Source organism: Streptomyces sp. NPDC050743 (assembly GCF_044456925.1).
GTDB lineage: Bacteria > Actinomycetota > Actinomycetes > Streptomycetales > Streptomycetaceae > Streptomyces.
In genome coordinates, this window is sequence record NZ_JBITGJ010000136.1 from 1 (window position 1) to 15,477 (window position 15,477).

A 15,477-nucleotide genomic window follows, 5' to 3' on the forward strand; every position below is an offset into this window, starting at 1 on the left:
ACCGGTGACCTCGAAGGTGGTTGAGCCGATGAAGGTGCGGGGGGTGCCGGAGAGCAAGGGAACTCCTCGAGGTGGTGGTGGCGGTGCGGTCAGGTGGAAGAGTCGCCGGGCGGTGGGTGCGTCTCACCGGGAAAATCGCCGGGATCGGCCATGTCAGTGGCCCTGCTCGCGGGACCGTGCCCGGTGGCGCCCGTGCCGGGCTTACCGGGAACGGCGAGGTGGGATGGGTGGCCGCAGGCCTTCAACCGCTGGCTCCGTCGGCAGGCCGGGCGCGGGGGTCGGGCAGTGGTGGGCGTCGACATGCTCTTGGGTGGGGCGGCGAGGCCGTCCAGGTTGTGTCTCCTTGGTCGGCGCCGTGCCCGGATGAGGATGGCGGCGAGGTGGAGTGCGGCCTGGTAGGCGATCGCGAGTTTGTCGGTTCATGCGGCCAGGGCGCGTCACTGCTTGAGGCGGTCGATGCACCGTTCAACGGTGTTGCGCTGCTTGGAGGCATCCGCATCGAAGCCGGGCGGGCGCCCACCTTGTCGGCCCCGGCGCAGGTGGCCGCGGATCGCGCGGGATGAGTAGGCCCGGGCGGCCAGGACCATGGTGGGGCGGGTCCGGGGCCGGCCAGGGCCGGGTCGCGGCACCCGGATGCGGGCCGTCACCGTCTCGAAGGCGGGCGCGTCACCGGCCTGGTCGCTGTGACGGCCGGAGCCAGAGGCTGTGCATGGCCGTCTGCGGCCAGGTGGATCTTGGTGCTCGCCGCGAGAGCGTCTGAGCGCGTGGTCGGCCGGCTCGTTTCGGCCTTCGGCCCCTTGTGAGTGCTCCGGCGGCGTACTGGTGGGTCCGGACGACGGTGGAGTGGACCGACACGGTCCAGCCGATGTCGTCGACGGCATCCGCCGCCCTGAGGACGGCGACGAAGATCTTCTCCCACGTGCCGTCGACGGTCCACCTGATCAGCCGCTTGTGAGCGGTCCGGAACGAGCCGAGCTCGTCGGGGAGGTCCCGTCAGGGCGAGTTGGTGCGGTACTCCCACGCGATGGCCTCGAGCGTGCGGCGGTGGCCGGACCACCGTCGTCCGCGAACCGGATCGGCCGGCATCAGCGGCACGATCCGGTCCCACATCGCATCAGTGATCACTGATCAGACAGGCATTTCGACGTCGCGGTAAGCCGCCCCATGTGACGGCCGCTGCGCTCCGCGGCTGGTCGAAGGCAGGGTGTCGGATCAGCCGCAGGTGCTGTGCAGGGTGTTGTGGCTGGGACCGATGGTCGGCCACGCGTCGGCGCGGCCCGGTGATGTCGAAGGTGACCAGCGCCCGTCCAGGCCTTCATCGACCGAGCGACGAGGCCTCCGAGTCCTGCATCCGCCAGGCGACCACGACCAGCCAGATCATCCACGACACGTCAAGGACGAAGGCCAGCACGATTGCGATCGACTCCGCTCGAGAGAAGCCCACTGAGCCGACGACCCAGCCCTGCACCAGGTAGCTGAGGCCGGAAAGCCCCATCAGGTGGACTATCGGCCGCGGCATCCAAGCTGTTCGCACGGCGGCGACTGCGAACAGGAGCAAAGCAAGGCCCAGGGCGAAGTCCTGGTAGCTCCTCACCCCCCACTCGAGCCAGCGGATGACCTCGGCGCTCGCGAAGCGCGCCGCCTTCTCGGCGGCCGGGGCGCTCGCCCACGCATTCACGGCCTGCTTGAGGGCGACCCCGTCCACTGCCTGGAGGACGCCGTACAACGCCAACGTCACCGCCGCGGAAGCGGCACCGAACCGGCCCGCCCATCTCGCCGTCCTGCTTTGACCATCCAGAGCGAAAGACAGGGCGAGCAGCCCTGCGAGGAGGATCGCCATCCCTGCGAATTGGCCGAGGTGCACGAGTGTCCAGAATCCGCTGTCTGCGTAAGCGGCGAACACGGCGTGGTGGTCATTTGCGTCCCCACCGGTGTGGAGCTGGGTGACCGCGATGTACAGGAGTTGCCCCACGAGAAGCAGCACGGCGGACAGCCGCAGCGACGTGCGACGCGCCAGGGGTTCGGTGCGCACGGGGGTGGCGCTCGGAGAGGGCGATGTGCTGGGCACGGCAGGCCTCCGGGTGGAGTGCGGGAGGGACGGTGTCATGGGACGAGGACGATTCCTCGTCGACGACGGCGGTGATGTCGGAGTGGTCCATGGGGCGAGAGGCGCTGACGGTGACCGTCGCGGAGGACCGGTCGGCGGTGACGGAGCCGACGTTGTGGACGTCGGCGATCTGCTCGGTGACCGCGTGCCGGCAGTGCGCGCAGTCCATGCCCTCGACCTTGAAGGTGGTCGAACCGATGAAGGTGCTGTCGGCAAGGGGAACTCCGTGAGGTGCTGGTGGTGCCGGTCAGGTAGAAGAGTCGGCGCGGGAGTGGGTGCGTCTCACCGGGGAAATTGCCGGGTGTTCCGCCAGGCTCGGGCCAAGGGACGCCTACGGTGGCGGCGAAGGCCCCGTCGTAGGTCTCGATCAGCCCGGCATGGAGCGAGGTCGCCTGTGATTGCGGTGATCCCGGCGGCGCCGATCTCGTGGTGGGGCGGCAGCGGCCCGAGGCCAGTCAGGAGCTCCAGGCGGGCACGTCGCTCATCGTAGGAAGCCGGGCGGCACGTCGGCGGCGTCGGATGACCCGCCCGACGCCAGAGACCAGCAGCACACCTGCGGCCGTGACGACCAGGCCGCCCACATGGCTCCCCTTCGGACGTGCGGTGATGGTCTGCGAGGCTCGCCACTTGTCTGATCACGCACGCGGTGATGTTGCCGGATCTTGGTCCGGGAGCGCGTTCGGTACCGTGGGGCTCGTGCTGGCAGGACGGGATCCCGAACGCGCGGCGATCGCCGCGTTGCTCGACGCTGCCCGCGCTGGCAACGGCGGCGCGCTGGTGGTGCGCGGGGTCGCCGGGGTGGGCAAATCGACGCTGCTGGACGACGCGCTGGCAACCGCGCGGGATCTGCGAGTGCTGCGTACCTCCGGTGTGGAGTCCGAATCGCCACTGGCCTTTGCCGCGCTGCAACGGCTGCTGTGGCCGCTGCGCACCCAAATCGACGCCCTGCCGGCACCGCAGGCTGTAGCGCTGCGCGCGGCGATGGGTGAGGCCGAGGGCGAGGGTGACCGCTTCATGGCGTTCCTCGGCACGCTGAACCTGCTCGCCGACGCTGCCGAAGGGGCGCCGCTTCTGGTCGTCGTCGACGACGCGCACTGGCTCGACGAGGCGTCGGCCGCAGCGCTGCTGTTCGCCGCCCGTCGGCTGCAGGCCGAGCGCGTGGCGCTGCTGTTCGCCGCCCGCGACGGCGATGCCCGGCGCTTCGACGCCGGGGACCTGCCCACCATCGTGCTCGGCGGCGTGACCGGCGCCGACGCCGACGCGATGCTGTCCGCCCGCGCCGGGACCGACATCGATCCAGCGGTGTGCGACCAGCTGGTCGCGGGCACCGGCGGCAACCCGCTCGCGCTGGTCGAGCTGGCCGGGGTGCTCACCGCCGACCAACTGGCCGGCCGGGCGCCGCTGCCCACCCCGTTGCCGCTGACCGGCGGCGTGGAGCGCGCCTTCCTCGACCGCTACCGCCGCCTCGACGAGGCCGCGCAGCGGTTTCTGCTGGTCGCCGCGACCGACGACACCGCCCGGCTGACCGTGATCCGCGATGCCGCCGAGCGCCTCGACGCCGCTGATGCCGCCCTGGATGCGGTGGAGCGGTCCGCGTTGCTGCGCGTGGACGGCGATGCTGTCGCCTTCTACCACCCGCTGGTGCGCTCGGCGGTCTACCGGGCGGCCACCAGCGCGCAGCGCCGAGCCGCGCACCGTGTGCTCGCCGACGTGCTGACCGGAGACCCCGAGCGGCGGGCCTGGCACCTGGCCGCCGCCGTCGACCGGCCCGACGTGGACGTCGTCGCCGCCCTCGACGGGGTCGCTGAGCGCGCCGCGGCCCGCGGTGGCCACGAGGCTGCGGCCGCCTCGTGGGCCCGCGCCGCCGAGCTCACCCCGGGTGGTGAGGCCCGCGGCCGGCGGCTGTACCTGGCCGCGTCCTCGGCCTGGCTGGGCGCGCACCCGTCGCGCGCCTCAGCACTCGCCCAGGCCGCCGCGGCAGACGTGACGGAACCGCTGCTGCGGGCGCAACTGCTCGCGCTGCAGGGGAAGATCGAGTGGAACACCCGCTCGCTGAGCGACGGATACGACCTCATCCTGCAGGCCGCCGAGGTCGCCGCCGACGTCGATGCGGCGCTGGCAGCTGAGCTGGCGATGCTCGCAGCGTCGCTCGCGGCGTTCGGCGCCCGATCCCTGAGCGCGGTGGAGCCGACCGCGCTGGTGGCAAAGCCTGCGCCGGATGCGCCGTCCCGGGTGCGGGCCGCCTGGGCCCTGCTGCATGGCTTCGGGGCTGTGGCCCGCAGCGACTGGGCGGCCGCCGCGGAGTCCTTCGGGAGCGCATTCATCCTCACCGACGCCGACCCGGTCGACGACCACGTGCTGCAGCCCAACCTGGGCATCGCGGCGATGCTGATCGACGACGACGAGCGCGGACTGCGGCTGCACGAGCAGCAGCTGTCCGCCGCCCGCCGCGTCGGCGCGCTGAACATGGTCGCGCACGCCCTCACCCGCGGCGTCCACTTCCAGATCGCGACCGGCGCCTGGTCGAAGGCCGCCGGCGCCGCCGCCGAGGCGCTGCCACTGACCGTCAGCACCGGTCACCCGGGGCTGACCGCGCTGCCCACCGCGCAACTCGCCTTGGTCGCGGCGCTGCGCGGAGACGACGCCGCCGACCGTCACCTGGACAGGGTCACCGAGATCCGGGACAAGCACCCCGTCGGCATTACCGACGGCCTCGTCGCCGACTTGACGTATTGGACCCGCGGGTTGCGCGCGGCCACGCAGCCGGTGGCCGCGCTGCACCACCTCAAGCAGATCGAAGGGCCGGCGTGGCGCCGCCTGGCCGCGCTCGACCTGTTCGACGCTGCCGTCCGCGGCGACCACCCCGACCTCGCCCGTACCTGGCTGGCCGAGCTGGAGCAGTTTGCCACGGGCACCGGCCTGCCGGCCGCGACCGCGGTTGTCGAGCACGGCCGCGCCCTGCTCGTCGGCGACGGCGACGCCGAGACCCACTTCCAGCGGGCACTCGCCGCGCACGCCAACTCGGTGCGGCTGCCCAACCGGGCCCGCACCCATCTGGCCTTCGGCGAGTACCTGCGCCGTGCCCGGCGCCGGGTCGACGCCCGAGAGCACCTGCGCACAGCGCTGGCGCTGTTCGAGGACCTCGGCGCCACCCCGTGGGCCGAGCGGGCCGCGCAGGAGCTGCGAGCCTGCGGGGAGACTGCCCGCCGCCGCGACGTCACCACCGCCACCGAGCTCACCCCGCAGGAACGCCAGGTCGCCGCCCTGGTCCGGCAAGGCCTGTCGAACCGGGACGTGGCCGCGCAGCTGTTCGTCAGTTCACGCACGGTCGACTTTCACTTGAGAAACTGTTACTCGAAGTTGGGCGTCAGCTCCCGCGCCGAGCTCACCGCTCTTCCGCTCGACCTGTAACCGGCATGGCCTCGCACCTGGAGACCGAAACTCGGGCGTCGGCCTCTTGAGGGATCAGGCAGTCGAAGCTCCTGACCGAGGTCACGCGCTGGTCGGCTGAACGGCGCCGCATGGCCGGCCCCGGAGCCGGCGCAGTCGGCAGCAGGGCGATCTCAGCCGTCGACTTCTCGCGCCACGCGCTCCAGTCGGCTCCGGTGGCCCTCCCACCACGCCTGATCCTCTGGGGGCATGTTGTCCTTGCCTTGCAGATATCCGACGGATCCGTCGATGAGCTCTCGCACGATGTCGGCGTGGCCGGCATGCCGCTGCGTATCGGAGATCACGCGCACGAGGATGTGGTGCAGCGTCACCTGCCGACGCTCCTCCGGCCACCACGGGACGTGACCGATCGCGTCAAGCGTCAGCGCCGCGATCGTGCAGTCGGAGTGCTCCCACGCCTGGCGATACAGCCCAACGATCTGTTCCCGTGATTCGTCCGCGGTGGCCCACATGTCCGAGTTGGGCTCTGACTCCTCGGTATACCACCAGGACGGCGGCTCCGCGTCGAAGAACGGCCGTCCGAACGTGTCACCGAAGTACGACAGCTCCACACCGGCGACATGCTTGACCAGCCCCAACAGGTTCGTTCCCGTGGGAGTCAGCGGACGGCGGATGTCGTACTCCGAGAGCCCATCGAGCTTCCACAGCAGGGCATCACGCGCCTCCTGCAGGTATCGGAGAAGGTCCGCTTTCGGGTTCGGTTCGATCACGCCGGGCAGTCTTCCACCCGGCACTGACAGCCGGGGGTGACATCAAGAGTCACTGACGCTTTCTCCGCGGTGGTCGTTTCCGGACGCCGTTGAGGTTGGAGTCGGTGTCCGCTCGGGTGGCGGGCCGCTTTGCCCGGGATCTGCGCCCTGAGGTCGTGGTGTACGTCCCGGATTTCGGGGCATCCGACCCGTGAGCCGTCCTAGGCCTCCCCCCGGCCCTGGACGCGGCATCTCCGCCGGTGACCCACCCCCCGGGCCGCTGGCGGAGCCGTGCCCGGCGCGGGGGCGCGCCGCGTTCGGGTAACGTGCCGATGTGTAAGCCCAGGTCGACACGGAGGCGAGGAGAGGGGCACGTGGCCGGCCGACCGGACGGGGACCCGCCGTTCCAGCAGCCGTACGGCGGGGACGGCGCCTGGGCGCAGGAGTTGCTGGACCAGCTGCGGCCCGCCGGGCGTGATCTTCGCCGGCTCGCCGACTGGCTCGCCCGGACCGTGAGCGCGGCGGTGTGCCTCCAGGACGACCGCGGGGGCCTGCTGGCCGGTGAGCGGCTGCCGCTCGACTCCGCCGTCGTCGCCGACGTCGCCACCGGCCGGGTCTCCGCCGCGTCCCTCGACGACGGGGCACGGCATGTGCGGCTGGTCGGGATACGGCATCCGGGGCCCGGCCCGGCGCCGCGAGCCGTCCTCGCGGTGGCCCGCCCCGAGCCCTTCGACCGGCGCACCACCGAGATCCTCGGCCACACCGTCGCCGTACTGGAACTCCTGCTCGGGGAACGGGAGTCGGCCGAGTCCCGGCGGCGGCTGCGGCGGGCCACGGCTGATCTGCGGCTGGCGATCCTGCAACTGCTCATGGTGGAGGACACCGTCTCCGCCCGCCGGGTCGCCGCCGGGCTGTGGCCGGGCCTGCTGGAACAGGACACCGCCCGTGTCTACGTCCTCGAGGACACCGCCGTGGAACGCGACCGGCTCGCCGACGCGTGCCTGGACGCCACCGACGGCCGGGCACTCGTCGTGCGGTGCCCCGCGGTGGACGAACACGTCATCGTCGTGGGCCCGTCCGCCGAGGTGGAGGAGCGGCTGCGCTCCCTCGTCGCCGACCGGGCCGGCACCTTCCTCGGCGGCAGCCCGCGGCAGCGCCTCGCCCTGACCGCCACGGCCTACGGCCAGGCCGTCACCGCGCTCGCCGTGGCCCGTTTCCGGCCCGGCCGGTACGCCGTCTACGCCGCCCGCACCCGCCCCGCACAGCTCATGGACCCCGCCGCGCTGCGGGCCTGGGCCGCCGCGGTGCTGCGCCCGCTCGACACGCTGCCGCACCATGTGCGCGCCGAACTGCTCGCCACCACCCGGCTGGGCCTGGAGTTCACCGCCGTGAGCGCGGCGAAGGTGCTCGGCGTCAGCCGCAACACCGTCCGGGCCCGGATGGACCGGGTCGCAGCCCTGCTCGGCGCCGACCTCTCCCGGCTGCCCGTGCGCGCCCTCGCCCACGCCGCCCTCAACACCGAGGCCGCACACGGCCCCTACGACCTCTCCGGCGGGGCACCCCGCCCGCCGGTCCGGACCCGGCTCACCGAACTGCTCGGGACGAGCGCGCTGCGCTCCTGGGCGCAGGGGCTGCTCGGCCGGCTCGACGAGGAGGGCCGGGATCTGCGCGGCACCCTGCGCGCCTGGACCGCCGCGGACGCGCACGCCGAACGCGCCGCCCAGGCCCTCGGCGTACACGCCCAGACCGTGCGCGAACACGTCCGGGCCGCCGAACCCGTCCTGGAACGCCGGCTGACGGCCGGCGGCACCGACCTGTACGAGGTCGTCCTCGCCCACCTCGCCACCGGCGAGCTGCCCGTGCCCGACCTCGGCATACCCGGCCGCGGCGCGGCGAACCCGGACCAACCGGACTCGTCTGTGCAGCGGTGAGTGCCGTGCGGACTCCGCCTGGCACCGGTGCACTACCCGGGGTTCGGCACTGCACGTACCTTCGGCAGTCCGCGGGGCACGACCGGAACGGGGGACCGGTCGCGGTCCCGCGTTCCGGCTCGGGCACCCCCGGCCGGAGCGGGTTCCTGGCGGCGGCGCGCGACGACCGACGGCACGTGCCGCCTCATCCGGTGCGCGAGACCGGCAGGTTGTAGACGTGCGCAGGAGAGATGATCTTGGTGATCGCCTCGACCAGGACGGTGCTGGGCTCCTGGGACCGGTAGTCGGTGTCGGTGTTCAGCAGTGCGACGAGTGTCGTCCGCGTCGACGGCAAATAGACGGTCACCGTCTCGTAGCCCGGCAGGGAGCCGTTGTGGCCGATCCATCCCCGCACGTCGAAGATGCCCAGACCGTATCCGGCGCCCTTGATCGAGCCGGTTTCCGGGGTGATCAGCCGCTGCTTCTGGGTGGCGGCACCGATCATCCGCCTCCCGTCGGGGAACCGGCCCGTGGCGACCGTGGGCGCCCAGGTCCGCAGGTCCCGGAGGTTCGAGATCATCGCGCCGGCCGCCCAGCCCCAGGAGGGATTCCAGTCGGCCGCGTCCGCTTCCTTGCCGTCCGCCGTCTGCACGGTGTAGCCCTGCGCGTGCGGGGCGGGGAACTCGTTGCCGGTCGGGAAGAGCGTGTGCTTCATACCGGCCGGATCGAGGACGTGCTGCTTGATGTAGTCACCGAGGTGCTGCCCGCTCTCCTTCTCCACCACCAGTCCGAGCAGGATCAGGTTGGTGTTGCTGTAGGAGAACTTCTGCCCCGGCGGGAACAGCACCGGATGCTTGAAGGAGTAGGCGAGCAACTGCTCGGGGGTGAAGGACCGTTGCGGGTGCGAGGTGAGCGCCTTGTCGAAGTCGGAGTCCTCGGAGTAGTTGTACAGTCCGCTGCGCATGCCGGCGAGCTGACGCAGGGTGATCTCGTTCCCGTTGGGCACGCCGCCGATGTACTTGGCGATCGGATCGTCCAGGCCGACCTTCTTCCGGTCCACCAACTGCAGCAGCGCGGTCACGGTGAACGTCTTGGTCTCGCTGCCGATGCGTACGTACAGGTCCGGCGTCATCCTCCGGCCGGTGCTCTTGTCGGCGACCCCGAACGACCGGACGTAACTCGACCGTCCCGGCGTCCAGATGCCGACGGTCACGCCGGGTATGTTCGCCTCGTGCATCACCTTCCGCACGGCGGCGTCCAGTTGGCGCGCCACGCCGGGGGTCAGGTCACGGACGGCCGGTCCCGAGGGAGTCGGGCTGGGCGAGCCGACGGCGACGGCGGCCGGCACGGAGGCCGGTGACGCCAGGACCGGGCCGGCGGCGCAGGGTGTCAACAGCGTACCCACCGCGACGGCGACCGCGGCCCCCCTCAGCAGGCGTGCGGACGTATGCGACATGGGCTGACTCCAAGCACGTGAGTGGCGAGCGTGCGATGAGCGGGACGTCGGAGCCCTGACCGTCCCAGGATAGGAGCGCACCAGCTGCCGCGCCCGTCGGGCGGCCGCCCGGTTCACGCCCGCCGGCGGGATGCTTGTCCGACGAGTGGAAGGCCACGTTCCGGCGATGACCTCACCCGACCCGGTGAGCCTTCGGCGCGTGGCGTACCGGTGACGGCCCACGGGCGTTGCCCCGGCATGAACCGCTTGGACCCGGCGAACCGCTTGGACTGGCTGGACCGGATCGAACGGCTGGACCGGATGCGCCGGTCGGGCCGGCCGGCGCAGGTGGATCGTGCCCGGGAGCCGATCTACGCCCGTCTCGTCGCCGAGTGGCGGGCGCAGGGACGCACCGTGCCCGCGGAACCCGAGGCGCGGTCCGCCGCCCGCCCGGGGACCGGCTCGGGCGGGCGGCCCGCGCCCGAGCGCGCCTGAACCGTCACTGCCCGCACAGCGGCGCGAGGACGGCGAGGGTGCCGTTGGCCTGCCGCAGCGCCTCCTCCAGGGCGCTGGGCAGATGGAGCGCGCCGGAGCCGTCCGGGGGTACGAGCCACTCCAGGAATCGCGCGGGCCGGTACGGCGGCGGTACGGCGACCCAGGCCCCCTTGGTCGCGTACCGCAGGCCGGCTCCCACCCAGCCCCCGGAGGGGTCCGGCGGCAGGAAGAAGCCGACCCGGCCCGCCGCCGTGTCGACCAGCGTCGGCCCCGGCACGGGCATCCCGGGCCGCCACAGCAGGTCGAGCGTGAGCAGACCCAGCCGCTCGGGAACGCTCAGCACGTCCCAGAAGCGTCCCGCCTCCAGCAGCGCGATGCCCTGGCCGTGATCCCACTCCCATTTGCACGAGCGCGGGTCCACCGACGCCGCGGCCAGCCACTCCACGCCCCGCATCCACATCGTGTTCGTCATGCACTGCTCCGGGTGTCCTCGTCCGCGTGTCCTCGTCCGCCTGCCCTCGGCATATGCATGCTCGTAGATATTTCTACATGGCGGAAAGGGTGGCGAACCCTGGCGTTTGAGTCGGAACGTTCGAACTCCGGCTGTGGGTTCGTCAGTTGGGGGAGGGGGATGCGTCACCCTCCCGGTGGTCGTACCCCGGATAACACGCTCGATCCGATCGTCGGAACAATTGATTCGCGCGCGAGATGTTGAGTTGGTCGCCGTTTCGATCGTAGAGTCACCGCATTCATCACCGTCTCCAGTGAGGTACTCCATGGACCGCACGCGTCTGCACGCCCTCCTGGCCCGCGAGAGCGCCGAGGCCGAGCGCCGCAACCCCCGCTCCCGCGCGGCCTATGCGGGGGCCGACCACCTCTTCGGCCGGGTGCCGATGACCTGGATGAACAAGACGGCCGGGGCCTTTCCCCGCTATCTGGCCGGTGCGCGCGGCGCCCGGGTCACCGATGTGGACGGGCACGAGTACATCGACTTCTGCCTCGGCGACACCGGTGCGATGGCCGGCCATTCGCCCGCCCCGGTCACGGAGGCCGTGCGGCTGCGCTTCGCCGAGCTGGGCGGGGCCACGGCGATGCTGCCGACGGAGGACGCGGAGTGGGTCGGCGCCGAGCTGACCCGCCGGTTCGGCCTGGCGCGCTGGAGCTTCTCGCTCACCGCGACCGACGCCAACCGCTGGGCGATCCGGCTCGCCCGGGCCGTCACCGGCCGCCCGAAGATCCTCGTGAACAGCTACTGCTACCACGGCAGCGTCGACGAGTCCCTGATCGTCGTCGGCCCGGACGGCGCGGGCACCCCCCGCCCCGGCAACGTCGGCGCCCCCTGCGACGTGACCCTGACCAGCCGGGTGGCCGAGTTCAACGACCTCGCCGGACTGGAGCGCGAACTCGCCCACGGTGACGTCGCCGCCGTCCTGATGGAACCCGCCCTCACCAACATCGGCATCGTCCTGCCCGAACCGGGCTACCTCGCCGGCGTCCGCGAGCTGACCAGGCGCTACGGCAGCCTGCTCATCAACGACGAGACCCACACCCTCTCCGCGGGCCCCGGCGGCTGCACCGCCGCATGGGACCTGGAACCCGACCTGCTGACCATCGGCAAGGCCATCGGCGGCGGCATCCCGGCCGGCGCCTACGGGCTGTCCGCCGAACTCGCCGAGCGGCTGCTGGCCCGCGCCGACCTGGACCTCGTCGACATGGGCGGCGTCGGCGGCACCCTCGCCGGCAACGCGCTCTCGGTCGCCGCGATGCGCGCCACCCTCGAACACGTTCTCACCGACGAGGCGTTCGCCCGGATGACCAAGCTCTCCGAGCGCTTCGAGGCGGGTGCCCGGGCGGGCATCGAGGCACACCGGCTGCCGTGGTCCGTGAGCCGGCTCGGCGCCCGCACCGAGTACCGTTTCACCAGCCCGGCGCCGCGCACCGGCACCGAGTCCGCGGCCGTATCCGACCCGGAGCTGGAGGACTTCCTGCACCTCTACCTCGCCAACCGGGGCATCCTGCTCACCCCGTTCCACAACATGGCGCTCATGTGCCCCGACACCACCGAGCAGGACGTCGACACCCACACCGAGGTCTTCGCCGCCGCCCTCGCCGAACTGGCGGACCGATAGCCGGGGCCGTACCCGCACGAAAGGACACGCGTGGACGAGATCGACCGGGCCATCCTGCGCGAGCTGCAGACCGACGGCCGCATCGCCTACGCCGACCTCGGCCCGAAGGTCGGCCTGTCGGCCTCGGCGGCGCGGCAGCGGCTGCAACGCCTGCTGGACTCCAAGGCCGTCCAGGTCGTCGGGGTCACCGACCCGATGGCCATGGGCGGGCAGGCCATGGCCCTGCTCGGCATCGGCGTCGACGGCGACCCCCGCGCCGTCGCCGACGCCCTCGCCGAACGCCCGGAGGTCGTCTACTCGGTGCTGACCTCGGGCGGATTCGATCTGTTCGCCGAGGTGGTCGCCCCCGGCCCGAAGGCCCTGCTGGACTTCGTCAACGACGTGGTACGACCCCTGGAAGGCGTCCGCGAGATCCAGTCCTTCCCGTACTTCGGCATCCACACCCACCGCTTCCTGTGGGACGTGGGCTGACCGGCGGGGCGGTCAGGCCGCCGGGGGCGCGGGCGCCAGCACCAGCATGGTGACGTCGTCCCGGACCTCGTAGCGCCGCTTCACCAGCTCCGTCCACACCGCCCCGGGCAGCTCGGCGGACTCCGTGCCGGTCAGGGCGGCGAGGCGCGCGGGCAGCGGATAGAAGGCGTCGTCGGTGTCCCGCGCCTCCCACACCCCGTCGGAGGCCAGGAAGAGCCGGTCGCCCGGCCCGAGCGTCACGGTGACCTCCTTCGGCGGGCCGACACCGACCAGCCCGATCCCCAGCGGCGGTCCCGGCACGACCGTCAGCTCCAGGGCGTCCTCCTCGTGCAGCAGCACGGGCGCCGGATGACCGCAGGTCACCACCCGCACGGCCCGCCCGTCCGGGGAGAACTCCAGCAGGACCCCCGTGGCGAACAGCTCCGCATGCCGCACGGCCGCCGAGTCCACCGCCAGCCTGCGGTCCATCCGCGCGGCGACCGACTCCAGGTCCGGCTCGTCCAGCACCGCCTCGCGGAACGCGCCCAGCAACAACACCACCGTCGAGACAGCCGACAGCCCGTGCCCCTGCACGTCCCCCATCACCGCGCGCACACCGTACGGCCCGTCCCGTACGTCGAAGAAGTCCCCGCCCACCAGCGTCCCGTCCTGCGCGGCCCGGTAGAAGCCCGCGCAGCCCACGTTCCCGACCCGCTCCGGCAACAGCGGCATCACGGCCCGCTGCACGGCCTCGCCGATGGCCCGCTCCGTGTCCAGCTGGGCGTCCCGGCGGCTGCGCACATAGGACACGAACACACTGAGGACAGCCACGAACACGATCGTGAGCAGATCGGTGTTGCCAGGGCGGTTGAGATGGGTGGCCGGGACGTTCAGCACCGCGACCACACCGGCGCCGAGGAGTGCGGTGGCCAGCGGGCCGTACGACAGAACGGCCAGAGGTGGAATCGCGCCCAGCACGAAACCGGCGTCCCGCGCGTCGGGAGTGACCACCGTGGCCGCGGTGACGCCCCCGAGCAGCAGCACGGGCAGCACCCGTACCCACCACGGCGGTGGCGCGCCCCGCAACCAGCCGCGATTTTCGAGCTCCCGATGCGACAACCCGCCGCGCACCGATCTCACATCCCCAAGCTACGCCGCCCTCCGCGCCCGGGCCTCCCGCCGGATATGCCCGGTCTACGCGGATCGGCGCCGACGGGAGAGCAGCGGGCGGCGAACGTCCCGGGCGCCGTCGGCGAAAAGCGGTGGACGCCCCGTGCGCCGCCCCGATAGCCTCAGCCGGCACGCCCGAGACGGACGGAAGGAGGCGAGCGTCATGGCCACTGTCATCCTGCGCTCCCACCTCCCCGTCACCCGGGTGTGCCACGCCTGACCGGGAGCGCATCACCGCCGCCGCAGTGCGGCACGCCTCCCGGAGGAATCCATGACCACCCTGGTCTTCCGCGCTCTCGACGAGAGCACCGCACACCTTTTCGACACCATGCCCGACCCGCTGGGACTCCGCGACAAGCACCGCGACACCCGCTACCGACCCGACTGGCAGCGCATCGCCGTACGCGACGGCCGCACCGTGGCCCGGGCCGCCTGGTGGGGCCGCCCCGAGGACCCCGAGCCGCTCGTGATCAACTGGTTCGACGTGGCCGAGGGCGAGGAGGAGGCCGGAGCCGAACTCCTGCGGACGGCGCCCTGGCAGACCGACGAACTCGAACTCGACCTGCCCTCCGGCTGGCGCGACGAACCGGCAATGCGCGCCGCCGTCGACCTGCGGACCGCCGCCGCACGCGCGGCCGGCTACGCACCGCTGGTGGAGCGATTCCTGTACCGCTGGACCCCGGACCGGGGCCTGCCCGAGCGCCCCGGCCGCCTCGTCTTCGCCGCCGAGCCGGACGACGCCGTGTTCTACGACCTGCTGCGCCGCATCCACTCGGTCACCCTCGACGCCCACGCCCGCCGGGCCGCCGCACAGGGCGGGCCGGACCTGGCCGCGCAGCAGGAACTGGACGTCTTCCACTGGTTTCCGTCCCCGCGTGCCTGGTGGCGGATCGCCCACACCCCCGAGGGCGAGCCGGTCGGTATCCACATCCCCGCCCGCAATCCGTCCGGACCCTGTGTCGGCTTCATCGGCGTCGTGCCGGAACAGCGCGGTCACGGCTACGCCTACGACCTGCTCACCGACTGCACCCACTTCCTGGCAGCCCAGGGCGCCGACTTCATCGCCGCGGCCACCGACCGGACCAACTTCCCCATGGCCGCACACTTCACCAGGGCCGGCTATCCCGTCGTACGGGAGCGCATCAACTTCTGGGCCGATGGCGCCGTCAGTGCCGGGTGACATGCTGGGCGTGGGTGGTGATCGGCCTTGAAGGCTCCCCTCCCTGAAGGGAGGCGATGCCTCACCCTCCAGGGCTGAGCGGGGATTTACGGCTCAGGCCGCCACCGGAGCCGGCGGCTCAGGTGGTCTTACGCCCTCGACACCGTCCGGGTTCCAACCTGCCCGGACCAGCATCACGCGGGCGGAGTTCTTGTCCCTGGGGGACACGGCTCCGCACACGGTGCAGGTATACGTTCTCATCGACAGAGGCAGTGCGTGCTTGGTTCTCGCTCCGCACGTGGCACAGTCCCTCGTGGTGTGCGCCGGGTGCACGAGACGGACGTCCCGTGCGTGCTTGCGGCCCATCTCGACCAGGGCACGCTTCGTGGCGGCGATGGCGGCATCGGCCGCCTTGCGGGCCATGGTGGTCTTCGCCAGGAATCTCGGCCTGAAGTCCTCCACCGCGACCCCGTCGTGGCCGCG

At 72.2% G+C, this 15,477-nt stretch carries 13 protein-coding genes and 1 pseudogene; 6 read left to right on the forward strand and 8 right to left on the reverse strand.

Annotated features, from left to right (window positions below; all coding sequences use genetic code 11):
• Nucleotides 1-347: 347 nt before the first annotated feature.
• The 3 genes and pseudogenes from ACIBJF_RS47165 to ACIBJF_RS47175 all read right to left on the reverse strand — a co-directional run.
• Nucleotides 348-1,110: pseudogene (locus tag ACIBJF_RS47165) on the reverse strand (IS5 family transposase); the annotation flags it as partial.
• Between the two features lie 205 nt (nt 1,111-1,315).
• A complete protein-coding gene (locus tag ACIBJF_RS47170; RefSeq protein ID WP_399183877.1) occupies nt 1,316-2,032 on the reverse strand; it encodes a DUF4386 family protein in 717 nt (238 codons plus the stop codon).
• A complete protein-coding gene (locus ACIBJF_RS47175) occupies nt 1,914-2,276 on the reverse strand; it encodes a heavy-metal-associated domain-containing protein (protein ID WP_399183878.1) in 363 nt (120 codons plus the stop codon). Before ACIBJF_RS47175 ends, ACIBJF_RS47170 begins: the two co-directional genes overlap by 119 nt.
• Before the next feature lie 527 nt (nt 2,277-2,803).
• On the opposite strand from ACIBJF_RS47175, the gene ACIBJF_RS47180 reads away from it, so the two are divergent.
• On the forward strand, nt 2,804-5,518 hold the full coding sequence (locus ACIBJF_RS47180) for an AAA family ATPase (RefSeq protein ID WP_399183880.1): 2,715 nt from the start codon (nt 2,804-2,806) through the stop codon (nt 5,516-5,518).
• Between the two features lie 152 nt (nt 5,519-5,670).
• Here the strand turns inward: ACIBJF_RS47180 and ACIBJF_RS47185 are convergent, their stop codons facing one another.
• On the reverse strand, nt 5,671-6,267 hold the full coding sequence (locus ACIBJF_RS47185; RefSeq protein ID WP_399183882.1) for a DinB family protein: 597 nt from the start codon (nt 6,265-6,267) through the stop codon (nt 5,671-5,673).
• Nucleotides 6,268-6,620: 353 nt separating this feature from the next.
• Between ACIBJF_RS47185 and ACIBJF_RS47190 the strand changes: the two genes are divergently transcribed.
• On the forward strand, nt 6,621-8,177 hold the full coding sequence (locus tag ACIBJF_RS47190) for a helix-turn-helix domain-containing protein (protein ID WP_399183884.1): 1,557 nt from the start codon (nt 6,621-6,623) through the stop codon (nt 8,175-8,177).
• Nucleotides 8,178-8,361: 184 nt separating this feature from the next.
• Here the strand turns inward: ACIBJF_RS47190 and ACIBJF_RS47195 are convergent, their stop codons facing one another.
• Nucleotides 8,362-9,612, reverse strand: coding sequence for a serine hydrolase domain-containing protein (locus ACIBJF_RS47195; RefSeq protein WP_399183886.1), 1,251 nt, complete (start codon nt 9,610-9,612; stop codon nt 8,362-8,364).
• Nucleotides 9,613-9,849: 237 nt separating this feature from the next.
• Between ACIBJF_RS47195 and ACIBJF_RS47200 the strand changes: the two genes are divergently transcribed.
• Entirely contained in the window at nt 9,850-10,086 is a 237-nt protein-coding gene (locus ACIBJF_RS47200) for a hypothetical protein (RefSeq protein WP_365331858.1), read from the forward strand.
• A gap of 4 nt (nt 10,087-10,090) precedes the next feature.
• Here ACIBJF_RS47200 and ACIBJF_RS47205 read toward each other — a convergent pair whose 3' ends face one another.
• On the reverse strand, nt 10,091-10,558 hold the full coding sequence (locus ACIBJF_RS47205; RefSeq protein ID WP_399183889.1) for a hypothetical protein: 468 nt from the start codon (nt 10,556-10,558) through the stop codon (nt 10,091-10,093).
• 304 nt (nt 10,559-10,862) lie between these two features.
• Between ACIBJF_RS47205 and ACIBJF_RS47210 the strand changes: the two genes are divergently transcribed.
• Complete coding sequence (locus ACIBJF_RS47210) at nt 10,863-12,215, forward strand: transaminase (protein WP_399183891.1); 1,353 nt, start codon at nt 10,863-10,865, stop codon at nt 12,213-12,215.
• 30 nt (nt 12,216-12,245) lie between these two features.
• Nucleotides 12,246-12,686, forward strand: a complete 441-nt coding sequence (locus tag ACIBJF_RS47215) for an Lrp/AsnC family transcriptional regulator (RefSeq protein WP_228622050.1) — start codon at nt 12,246-12,248, stop codon at nt 12,684-12,686.
• Nucleotides 12,687-12,698: 12 nt separating this feature from the next.
• Here ACIBJF_RS47215 and ACIBJF_RS47220 read toward each other — a convergent pair whose 3' ends face one another.
• Nucleotides 12,699-13,805 (reverse strand): PP2C family protein-serine/threonine phosphatase, encoded by a 1,107-nt coding sequence (locus tag ACIBJF_RS47220; RefSeq protein ID WP_399183894.1) that lies wholly within the window; start codon nt 13,803-13,805, stop codon nt 12,699-12,701.
• A gap of 301 nt (nt 13,806-14,106) precedes the next feature.
• Here ACIBJF_RS47220 and ACIBJF_RS47225 point away from each other — a divergent pair, with 301 nt between their 5' ends.
• A complete protein-coding gene (locus tag ACIBJF_RS47225) occupies nt 14,107-15,015 on the forward strand; it encodes a GNAT family N-acetyltransferase (protein WP_399183896.1) in 909 nt (302 codons plus the stop codon).
• Nucleotides 15,016-15,108: 93 nt separating this feature from the next.
• On the opposite strand, the gene ACIBJF_RS47230 is transcribed toward ACIBJF_RS47225, so the two are convergent.
• Nucleotides 15,109-15,477, reverse strand: a 369-nt coding sequence (locus ACIBJF_RS47230; RefSeq protein ID WP_399183898.1) for a zinc ribbon domain-containing protein, incomplete at its 5' end; no start/stop codon positions are given.

Coding starts and splice junctions, on each gene's coding strand:
- ACIBJF_RS47175 (WP_399183878.1), bottom strand. CDS start 2,276: ATGGACTGCGCGCACTGCCGGCACGCGGTCACCGAGCAGATCGCCGAC.
- ACIBJF_RS47195 (WP_399183886.1), bottom strand. CDS start 9,612: ATGTCGCATACGTCCGCACGCCTGCTGAGGGGGGCCGCGGTCGCCGTC.
- ACIBJF_RS47200 (WP_365331858.1), top strand. CDS start 9,850: ATGAACCGCTTGGACCCGGCGAACCGCTTGGACTGGCTGGACCGGATC.
- ACIBJF_RS47205 (WP_399183889.1), bottom strand. CDS start 10,558: ATGACGAACACGATGTGGATGCGGGGCGTGGAGTGGCTGGCCGCGGCG.
- ACIBJF_RS47210 (WP_399183891.1), top strand. CDS start 10,863: ATGGACCGCACGCGTCTGCACGCCCTCCTGGCCCGCGAGAGCGCCGAG.
- ACIBJF_RS47225 (WP_399183896.1), top strand. CDS start 14,107: ATGACCACCCTGGTCTTCCGCGCTCTCGACGAGAGCACCGCACACCTT.